This window comes from Candidatus Laterigemmans baculatus (genome assembly GCF_010367455.1).
GTDB classification, from domain to species: domain Bacteria; phylum Planctomycetota; class Planctomycetia; order Pirellulales; family Pirellulaceae; genus Laterigemmans; species Laterigemmans baculatus.
Window position 1 is genome coordinate 1 of record NZ_WRPR01000071.1, and the last position, 9,975, is coordinate 9,975.

At 61.6% G+C, this 9,975-nt stretch carries 5 protein-coding genes; 2 read left to right on the plus strand and 3 right to left on the minus strand.

Going from position 1 to position 9,975, the window contains the following annotated elements; translation table 11 throughout:
• Positions 1–158: 158 nt before the first annotated feature.
• Positions 159–1,817, minus strand: a complete 1,659-nt coding sequence (locus tag GNK13_RS14090; RefSeq protein WP_164103195.1) for a protein adenylyltransferase SelO — start codon at positions 1,815–1,817, stop codon at positions 159–161.
• A 283-nt stretch (positions 1,818–2,100) separates the two neighbouring features.
• On the opposite strand from GNK13_RS14090, the gene GNK13_RS14095 reads away from it, so the two are divergent.
• Positions 2,101–2,586 carry a BON domain-containing protein gene (locus GNK13_RS14095; RefSeq protein WP_164103196.1) on the plus strand — a complete coding sequence of 162 codons (486 nt, stop codon included), beginning with the start codon at positions 2,101–2,103 and terminating at the stop codon, positions 2,584–2,586.
• Between the two features lie 112 nt (positions 2,587–2,698).
• Here GNK13_RS14095 and GNK13_RS14100 read toward each other — a convergent pair whose 3' ends face one another.
• Positions 2,699–6,442 carry a PVC-type heme-binding CxxCH protein gene (locus GNK13_RS14100; protein ID WP_164103197.1) on the minus strand — a complete coding sequence of 1,248 codons (3,744 nt, stop codon included), beginning with the start codon at positions 6,440–6,442 and terminating at the stop codon, positions 2,699–2,701.
• A gap of 303 nt (positions 6,443–6,745) precedes the next feature.
• Positions 6,746–8,239, minus strand: a complete 1,494-nt coding sequence (locus GNK13_RS14105) for a serine hydrolase (protein WP_164103198.1) — start codon at positions 8,237–8,239, stop codon at positions 6,746–6,748.
• A gap of 200 nt (positions 8,240–8,439) precedes the next feature.
• Here GNK13_RS14105 and GNK13_RS14110 point away from each other — a divergent pair, with 200 nt between their 5' ends.
• The gene (locus GNK13_RS14110; protein ID WP_164103199.1) at positions 8,440–9,627 is read left to right on the plus strand and encodes a lactonase family protein; all 1,188 of its coding nucleotides are present in this window, start codon (positions 8,440–8,442) and stop codon (positions 9,625–9,627) included.
• Positions 9,628–9,975: the final 348 nt, after the last annotated feature.

The following is a 9,975-nucleotide window of genomic DNA, read 5'->3' on the forward strand; positions in this document are numbered from 1 at the left end:
CGGCAAGCCGAAGGCGACTGCTTTTTAAAACACAGTCGCCTTCGGCTTGCCGTTAAACGACTTGGTAGCCAACTGCTGGGCACTGCTGACTTTAAGGCAATTCAGCGTAAGAAAGTGGCGCTGTCCAGTTAGCGCATAGCGGCTGATGAGAATTCGCTCTAGGAGCTGCACGAGAGCATCGAACAGCCGGCGCGATGGCGGGCCCACTCGGGACGCTTCTCCGCATACGCTTCCTTGCCGGGCTGCTCGTCGTAAGGCTTGCGAAGCACCTCTAACAACTCGTCGATCTTCGCGTAGTCCCCTGCCTCGGCGGCGTCGATCGCTAGCTGGGCCAAGTAATTGCGAAGCACATACTTGGGATTGACCGCGTTCATCCTTTCTCGGCGGACGGCGTCGGGTGTCCCGTCCTGACGCACACGCTGCCGGTAGCGGGTGATCCAGGCGAGGAGACGCTGGGAGTACGCTTCGTTCAGCGGACGCTCGGCATCCCCAGAGTTTCCAGTGGCGGAATCGGCATGGTAGTAAGCTTCGGCGAACCAGTTCACGATTGCCGTTTCGGCTGCGGCTTCCGAGTCACGCGGCGCGGAATCCTCGGCGACCTCCACCTCGGCCAAACGGCGATAGAAAAGCGTCATGTCCGTCTCCACCAACTGTAAGACTTCGTGCAGTTCCGTGATCAGATCAGCGTCGGTGGTGGGATGATACGAACGGAAGCCGAGCTTCGCCGCCATCATGGAATTCCAGCTCTGTTCATAGTGCCGCGAAAAACCTTCAATGGCTTGTTTGAGTGGCTGCACGTCGTCGAACAGAGGCAAGATTGCGTTGGCTAATTGCACAAGATTCCAGAGGGCGACTTGAGGCTGCTGGCCATAGCGGTATCGGCGGCCGCCAGCGTCGGTCGTGTTGGGAGTCCAGTTCGGATCGTAATCTTCCAGCCATCCGTACGGACCATAGTCGATCGTGAGTCCCAAGATGGACATGTTGTCGGTGTTCATCACCCCGTGCACGAATCCCACTCGCATCCAGTGCACGATCATCTCCGCGGTCAAGCGACAGACTTCGTCAAACCATGCCGCATAGGTCGCGACCGACGGCTCGCCGAGATGGGGAAAGTCATTGCGGATGGTGAAATCGACCAGCCGCCGCAGCGTCGCTTGATCGCCGCGGGAGGCGAAAATCTCAAAGTTGCCAAACCGCGTGAACGAAGGGGCGACGCGACACACGATCGCCCCGGGTTCGGCTTTTGGATGGCCGTCATAAAACATGTCGCGGATCACTTGTTCGCCCGTGAGGACGAGACTCAGCGCCCGTGTTGTCGGCACTCCCAAGTGGTGCATGGCTTCGCTGCACAAGAATTCTCGTAACGACGAGCGGAGGACGGCTAGTCCATCAGCCATCCGCGAATAAGGCGTCGGGCCCGCTCCTTTGAGTTGCAGCGTCCAGCGCTCGCCGCGCCCATTTCGGACTTCGCCCAAGTTGATCGCCCGCCCGTCGCCCAACTGGCCGGCCCAGTTGCCGAACTGGTGGCCGCCATAGCACATTGCGAAAGGATCCATCCCCGGAAGCAACCGGTTGCCGCTAAACACTTCCGCAACTTGCGCGGCATTGGAGGAGTCGATTCTCAGATTCAGAAGCTCAGCCACTTCGCGCGAGTGGGCGATCAGTCGAGGCCGCGCAACACGCGTCGGCGCAACGCGGGAGTAGCAAGCTCCAATGACTTGCCGGCGGTAGTTGGCCGCTTCCGGATCGGCGGGCAGCTCGCCGGTGAAGCGATTGTCGAAAGTCAGGCTGTCGAGAGTATTGCAAGAGGTATCCAAGAGACCGTGCCGTGCAGGGATGAATGCATAGTCGCCTTTCGCTCCGCGAAAGTAGCGTGGGGATGCGCTACTTTCGCGGAGCGAAAGGCGACTATGGAAAGGGGGCTATGGAAAAGCGACGAAGGTTCTACGGAGTGCCAACCGTGGCCGAACCGAGCGGATAACGCAAGGGTGGACGCGGGTCCGCGGAATGCGATTTGCCGCCTTGGAAATTTCCGGCCGGATGCACTCTTGGTCCTCTGCCTTTGGCCATTCTATTTCTCGCTATCAGGGAGCGTCGCCGATGCTGAAACAGCGGATCTACCACTCCTGTCTCGCAGTGCTCGCCGCCAGCGTCCTCTGCGCGGCCACGGTTGTTCCAGCCGAGCAGGGGCTCGCCCAGGAGGGACGTGGCCAACAAGGGCTGGGAGAGCGACTCGGCGAGCAGTTCGACCAGGGGCTGAACCGGCTGCGGACCGAGGTTCGCGAAGGCTGGGAATCGCTTCGCAGCACGGTCGACCGAATGGGCGTGCAAGGCCGTGTTTACAGCCGGTTGCGGTGGGACAAGCAGCTCGCCGACCTCAAGATCGAGGTCGACGTCGTCGAGGGAGGCATCGTGACGCTGCGTGGCCAAGTTTCCGATGCTGAAGCACAGAAAAAAGCGGTCGGGCTCGCGAGCGACACGGTCGGCGTGACCCGCGTGATCGACGAGCTGAGGGTCCTGGCTCCGGACGAGACGCCGAACCGCCCCAGCGGACCAGCGGAAGTCGAGCTTCCCGAGGAAGAGTAGCCACGCGCTCCGTCATAGTCGCCTTTCGCTCCGCCATAGTCGCCTTTCGCTCCGCGAAAGTAGCGCATTGCCCGCTTCTTTCGCGGAGCGAAAGGCGACTATGGGCGAACACTTAATCCCGCCGTGCTTGTTGCTGGAGATAAGCGACGACCGCCGCCAACTCTTCAGCCGTCAACGCCTCGTGGAGATTGCCCGGCATCAACGAAGTCGTTCCTTCCCGCTGGACCTCGATTGCTGCGTTGGGAATGGTCGTGATTTTGCCATCGGCGGCGGTCAGCACAGTCTCGGTTTCGCTGACGTTGCGGACCAGACCGGTCACTACCGCGCCGTCGATCGTCAGGACCGTGGTCGTGCGAAACGCCTGGTCGACATTTAGATCGGGCTGCAAAATGTCTTCGAGCAAACGCTGCGCTCCGCGATTTCCCACACCTTCGAGCTGCGGTCCGACGATCTGCCCCTGCCCTCCCAACTGATGACAGACCGCACACTGCTTGGTGAAAACGGCCCGGCCCAGTTCAAGATCATGCGGCGGCGAGGCGAGTCGCGGGAGCGTTTGGTCGACGAGCCGGGAGATCGCTGTGGCGACGGCCGCATCGGTGTTCTGGGCTCGCTGCCGAAGGGCGGCGATTTGGTCGTGCATGGCGTCGCTGGCGACTGCCTCCAGCCCGGCCTCGACTTCCTTGTCCATCAGCACGTCGGGGGCGACGTCACCCGCCTCGATGCCTTCGATCAGCAGCGAGGCTGTCTCGCGATGGGTGGCAAAGCGTCGCGCCAGCTGACGCTGGTCGCTCGTGCTGAGGGTGCGGCAGAGGATTCGTAGTTGCTCGGCGTCGTCGAGCCGCTCGCCAGCGATCGCAGCCTCAATCCAGTTCCTAAAAAATCCCAGCGGCGCGGTCAACTCGTGCCACGGCAGTCGGTCGGACATCGAAAGCAGGGCAGCCAGTCGGCGGTTGCCGTCCAAGCGGGCGATGGCTTCCGCCACGGCGGCGGATCGCTGCGGGGAGACCGGCTCGCCCTGGGCAAGCTCGCCCAACTGTTCGCGAAGATTCTGAAGATCGTACTGGACGACCAGCCGCAAGGACTGTGTGAGCGGGTCAGCTTCGGAACTCGGTTCGAGTTGCTCGGGCACGAACCCGCCAAAGGCGAGCCACGCGTACGCCGATGCGGAGTCGCCGTCGGTACAGCGGATATGAACCGGCTGCCCTTCAACATCGCGGCAATCCCAGTGAATCCGCTCGACCGCATCGCGTCGTGGAGGGAAGGCGACATGCAGAACTTGTCCCGACGCTGCGGCGATCAGCTCAATTCGGTTGCGGCGGTGATCGGGCTCTTCGGGATGTCCATTGTGGCCGGCAAGCCAGAATTCGATCTCCGCGGGCGCCGCAAACGTTTCGCTCTGCAGGACGTCGGTGGTCGTCTCGCCCAGCGGAAAAGAGCTGGCAAGCATGACCGGTCGACCCTTCAGCGTGCGTCTCGTTTCAGTGGGCCAAGCAGCCTCCGCTTCCGCCCGCCAGTGCACTCGCGAGGGCGATTCGGATTGGCGGGAGCGGATCACCTGCCCGAGCTTTCGCTGGGCTAGCTCGAGCGCCCACTGCCGGAGCGGTTCGGCGATCGATCCCTCCTTGGCGCTGCGGGCGGCGGTGAACTGCTCGAGCAAATTGGCTTCGTCGAAATCCGCTTGGTCGACGAGCGATTGTGCGAGGGCGATCAGATTTCTCAGGTCGTCGACCGCCAGCGTCGACGCGGCGTGCCGCATCATCGCCTCCGCCTGGGGATCCTCGCCACCGCACCATTGCAGATACGTTACCAGGAAACGTCCGGCCGCTTCGGAGTCGATGGCCAACGCGATCTGGGCCAACTCGGAAGACGCGGGCCGCGATGCATCGGTGAAACGCCAATCCCGAAGAAACCGCTGATGCGATTCGGAGACGGCGAGAACGTTGCGGATCGCGATCCGAAGGGTTTGACGCAAGATCGGATCGGCAGGTTCGGTCACCATCAGCCGTGCCACGAGTCGGTCCAAGGAGTCCGCCGACCCCGCGCGTCCGAGTGCCTCGGCGGCGGCTCGAGCCACGTTCGCGTCGGTATCCTCCAGACCGCTTGTCGTCAGCTCCATGATCCAAGCGAGACCGGATTTGGAGGGGGGGGCAGTGGGAGCCGAAACCCATTCACCGAGCATTCGCTGCAGGTGCGTGCGGAGCTGGGGCGAGGGGGCCTCCGCCAGACGCCGCGCGACTGCCGGGTCGATTTCTCTCCAGCGGTAGAGGCACCACAATGCGGAGACGCGAGCCATGGGCGAAGCATCCGCATTGTCGGCCAGGCCGGCCACTGCGTCGCGCATCTCGCGTTTCTGGCAATTGGCGACCGCTTGCAGGGCTAGGTTACGACGTTCGGGATTCGGATCTCCCAGGCACGCGGTCAACTTCTCGACATTCGCTGCGTCGTCGGTGAAGCGGTCGAAGTTGACGAGCAACGTCAGGTCGTCCAGTGGGCGGGGACCCGCCACGTCACCGCTGCGGCGAATTTGCCAAATGCGACCGCGGTGGCGGTCCCGCTGCGGATGGTCCAGGGGAACCTCATAGTGCCCGATGATGCGGTTGTAAAAATCGGCCACATAGATGCAGTCGTCCGGCCCAAGCCGAATGTCGACCGGCCGGAACCAAGGATCGTCGCTGGTAAGAAAATCTGACAGCGGTTCTCCGCACGCGGTGGCTCCGCTGCGGTGGATTTCCGTGCGATTGATTCGCGACGTCATCACATTGCCGCTGAGCATTTGATTCTCAAGCGGGTGATTCTCAAGCGGATGACTCTCAACCGTGTCGATGCCGAGATCGGCGGGAAAGTAGGCCAGGCCGGCGATCGCCGTGCTGCCATGCAGATGGCCCATCATCGGCGGCACAAAACCAAGCCCATCGTGGGGTCTTCCAAAGCTAGGATAGTAGCCACCGCGAATGAGCTGGCTGATCGGTTTGCTGTGACAATCTGCAGAATAAAAGTAGCCCCATTCGTCGACCGCAACTCCGAAGGGGTTCACTTGCCCCCAAGTCACATGCTCCACTCGGCTCCCATCGGGAAGGAACCGAAAAGTATTGCCGGAGATGAGGGTGATTTCGTGTCCGTCGCTCCCCGCCACACGCGATTGATTGTTGAAACCGTGGCAGGCATAGATCCAGCCGTCATCGCCCGCACGTAGCGAGTTGACCATCCCGTGGGTATCCCGCGAGGTATCAAAAGGCCCGAGCAGCAAATCGCGGCGGTCGCACTTGCCATCGCCATCGGTGTCGCGGAGGTACCAAAGATTAGGAATGCTGTAGCAGATGCATCCATCCCCATAAGGCAGGATACCGATCGGAATATTTAATCCTTCGGCAAATGTGGTGACTGAATCGGCGTGGCCATCGCCGTTGGTATCCTCGAGGATCCGCACGCTGTCTCGCCCCGACTCGCCAAGCGGAGCGGGATAGGGATACTCCAGCGTGTCGGTGACCCAGATGCGGCCTCGAACGTCGAAGCTGAGGTTCATCGGCTTTTTAATTTCCGGTTCGGCGGCAACCAGCCTCACTTCAAATCCTGGAGGCAGATGGAACCCAGCCCGTTCCTCTTCCGGAGTCCATGCCTCCGTCGGCCGCACCCCCGCTCCATACCACTCGTCGGGCGACCCCGGTTCAGCCGCTCCCGCAGAGGCGGGTTCAGCTTCCGCGGAAGTCTCTGGCTGCGGAGCCGAACCGGCAGTGGCTTCGCTGGCGTGCAGCCGCAGGAGTTGGGGATGCGGAAATCCCAGCACCACGCCGGTCAGCAGGGCCGCAGTCGCGAAGCCGCGGGTGAGACGGGTACGTCGGTACGTTGTCGATGCCATCAGGAGCAGAAGCCTCGGATCGGTACGCGGTAGGCGATCGGTACGGGGTAGGCGAGCGGTACGGGGTAGACGAGCGGTATGGAGTAGACGCGGGGCTCCGGGAACTAGGCCTCGGCTACCGATGGTGCTGTTGCCAAAGCCCGCGCGGAAAGCCGGATCAAAAACTTTCTCGGGAATCGTGACGCCTGCGAACCAGGCCACGTCACCCCTTTTATGATTTTCAGCGTGCTGCAGGCGAATCTCCACGATCTGATGCTTACGCCGACCGATGGTCCAGCTTAATTTTCAGCCGTCGTCGCTCCCCTATTTTTGCTTTCCGCTGGCTGCGTCGTCTTCGTCTGCTCCGTCGTCTCCGCCGGCTTCAGGCTCTGGCATGCGGGTGGCTCGCTGATCGATGCCGCCTTGGTGGAGAACCACAGCCGTCGCTGGTCCCTCGTCACCCGTTTCAAACGTCAGCGAGGCGTCGACCACTCCATACTTCCACTCGGTATCGCTCTGCGGAAAGACGCGGAAGAACGGCTGGCCGGTGGCGCCGACCATCAGTTTTCCCTCCTCCACCTGGACCGTCAGGATGAACTCGGGGGTCAACTGGTAGCGGCCGACCAACCGCTGCATTTGCTCAGGGGCTACCTCGACCGATTTCTCGAACTGTCGTGGTTGCTCGGGAATGCCGAGCAGCATTCGCATCAGCTGTTCGGCGAGCCGGTCGGCTTCCATGGTGGCGGTGTTGGCCAGCAGGACCACTGCCGTCTTGGAGGGCCGATGGATCATGATCATCGAGTGGTAACCGCCCGTCTGCCCATTGTGCCAGCGGGTCTCTCCGTCACGGGCGATGTGCCAGCCGAGCCCGACCGCAAAGTCGCCCTCGGCAAGCGGCGGTTGTTGCGTTTTCCAAGCAAGCTCGATCGCTTCCCCAAGCGGGCCACGCGGTGGATTGAGATGGGCTCTCGCATACCGCAGCATGTCATCGGCCGTCGAACAGACCGCACCGGCCCCGGCAATCGACTGGAACCGCCAATTCGAAGAGCGTTCAAGATTTGCATCATAAGGCACTGCAAGTCTCGACGGTTTCACCTCATCGACTTCCGCCGTCGTGTCTTTCATTTTCAGCGGTTCTGCGATACGCGCTTCGACCAGTTCGCCATAGCTCGTATTGGACTGCTCCGCCAAGATTTGGCCGAGCAATCCAAATGCAAGGTTTGAGTACTCCGCTTTCTGCTCCGGTCCACGCTCGAGTGAGTGCGAACTGAGAAAGGCATACAGACCGTCCGCGCCGTAGTCAGCATAAGGATCCTGAGGTTCCTTGGGTTTCATGTTTGACGGCATCCGCGGCAATCCTGAAACGTGCGTCGCCAGGTGTTTGAGCAGGATGGGGCCGTCGGCATGTTGGGGAAACTCAACCTGATCCGGAACAACTTCGGCGACCGGTTGGTCCAACTGCACGCGGCCATCCACCACCGCATCGGCCAGCAATAGACCGGTGAAGGTTTTGCTGATCGACCCAATCTCATAAATCGTTTTGCCATCGGGTTTCGCGGGCCGATCCAGGTCCTCCCGTCCGTAACCGCGAACGAGCGTCTCGTCGCCGCGGATGGCTCCCACCACCATCCCGGCGATGACGGAATTGTCGAGGTAGGGCTGGACCAAGCGGTCGATTTCCGCGGCGAACTCCGGCGGCTTGCCGTAACTCCAGTTCGCCGCCATCGAAACGGAGACTACGAACAGCGGGAGGACGAAGCAGCCACGTAAGGTGGACGCGAAAGTCTTCTTCGGCGGCTGTGCGGGCGAGCTCTTCATCGGACCACTCCTGCCTGGGGGGAGGGCAACGGGACTGCTGAAAGGCGGAGGGCTGATTGTACCGCAGGCCGCGGCGGAAGGAGCGGACTTTTTCTCGGCTGCGTGCTGCAGCGACGATGCGAATCGGCCATGATATTGCCAGCGACCGTGGCCGGAGTCACGGAAATTCCCGTTTCCGACAACCTGATTTAACCACTGGCATGACGATGCGAATTTTCCTGATGGGCACGCTCTTCGGAGCCGTCACGTTTTTCGCGGGAGCCCGCACAGCAACCGTGGGTTCCGCAGTTCAAGCCGCGCAGCCGGAGAAGAAAATGGATGTTTGGATCGGCACGGCGAACAGCCCTAAAAGCGAAGGTATCTACCACTGCACGTTCGACACCGATTCGGGCAAGCTCTCGGAGACGACGCTCGCCGCCAAAGTGGATGGGCCGGGTTTCCTGGCGCTGCATCCGAACCATCAAGCGCTGTATGCCGTGGGAACGCTCGAGGGGAAACCTTCGGTGATCGCCTATCGAATTGTTCGAGAGTCGCAATCGCCTCAGCTGCAGCTGCTCAACTCCTTGGAAATCGGCGACGGTGGAGCAGCGCACGTCTCGGTCGATCCAACCGGAAAAACGGTCCTCACCGCTCAGTACGGTGGCGGCTCGGTCGCGGCATTTACATTGAAAGAGGACGGGTCGCTCGGTGAACGGACCGAACTCGTGAAACACGAAGGGGGCTCGGGGGTGGTTCCGGGACGCCAGAAAGCTCCCCATGCCCACTGGACGGGGTTCTCACCCGACAACCGTTTCGCATTCGTTCCCGACCTCGGCTTGGATCAGGTAGTGATCTATAAGGTCGACCCGGCCAAGGCAAAGCTCACTCAGCACGGCGTGGGGCAAGTGCCTCCCGGTGGCGGTCCGCGGCACATGAAATTTCACACCTCCGGCCGCTGGGTGTATGTGCTCAATGAATTGGATCTGTCGGTCACGGTGTTCGACTACGATCCCGAGCCGGGAACGATGACCGCCAAGCAAACGTTGCCGACCGTTCCGAAAGAGGATCTCGCCAAGGAACAATTCGTCAGCGCCGCCGAGATCCGCGTGCACCCGAATGGCAAATTCGTCTACGCGTCAAACCGGGGCCACGACACGATTACCGCCTTCCGCGTCAATCCAGAGAGCGGAGAACTGACGGTCATCGAACGGGAGCCGATTCGGGGTGCGACGCCACGAAATTTTAATCTCGATCCGTCGGGCCGCTGGTTGGTCGCTGCCGGCCAGGACTCACACACTCTGGCTGCGTTCGTCGTCGATCCGCAGACCGGTGAGCTGACCTACAACCGCAGCAACGTCTTTGCGCCGTCGCCGATCTGCGTCGTCTTCGATTCGGGAGCGCAGGAATAAGTACGTCAGGCTTTCCAGCTGGACATTTTCTCTCATCAGCCGCCACGCGCTAGCGTCCGGTTCTCACGGCGTTTTCGGAAACCGGGGGCTAGCGCTCTGTCAGAAAACTCCATTTCACCATTACCCTCCCCCCGGGAGGGTCGGGCTCTTAGGCCCGGGGAGGGCAGCTGAACATCGCCGTCTCGAGGCTCTACGTCCCGCATCGCCCTCCCCGCTCGTTCCTCGCGACCCTCCCGGGGGGAGGGTGTCGTTCCGGGTTTTCTGACAGAGCCTAGCTGGACAGCGCCACTTTGGATTGGTTCGGAGCGGGACGGCTCGCAGAAAAATCGTTTAACGGCAAGCCGAAGG

Coding starts and splice junctions, on each gene's coding strand:
- GNK13_RS14095 (WP_164103196.1), top strand. CDS start 2,101: ATGCTGAAACAGCGGATCTACCACTCCTGTCTCGCAGTGCTCGCCGCC.
- GNK13_RS14100 (WP_164103197.1), bottom strand. CDS start 6,442: ATGGCATCGACAACGTACCGACGTACCCGTCTCACCCGCGGCTTCGCG.
- GNK13_RS14105 (WP_164103198.1), bottom strand. CDS start 8,239: ATGAAGAGCTCGCCCGCACAGCCGCCGAAGAAGACTTTCGCGTCCACC.
- GNK13_RS14110 (WP_164103199.1), top strand. CDS start 8,440: ATGACGATGCGAATTTTCCTGATGGGCACGCTCTTCGGAGCCGTCACG.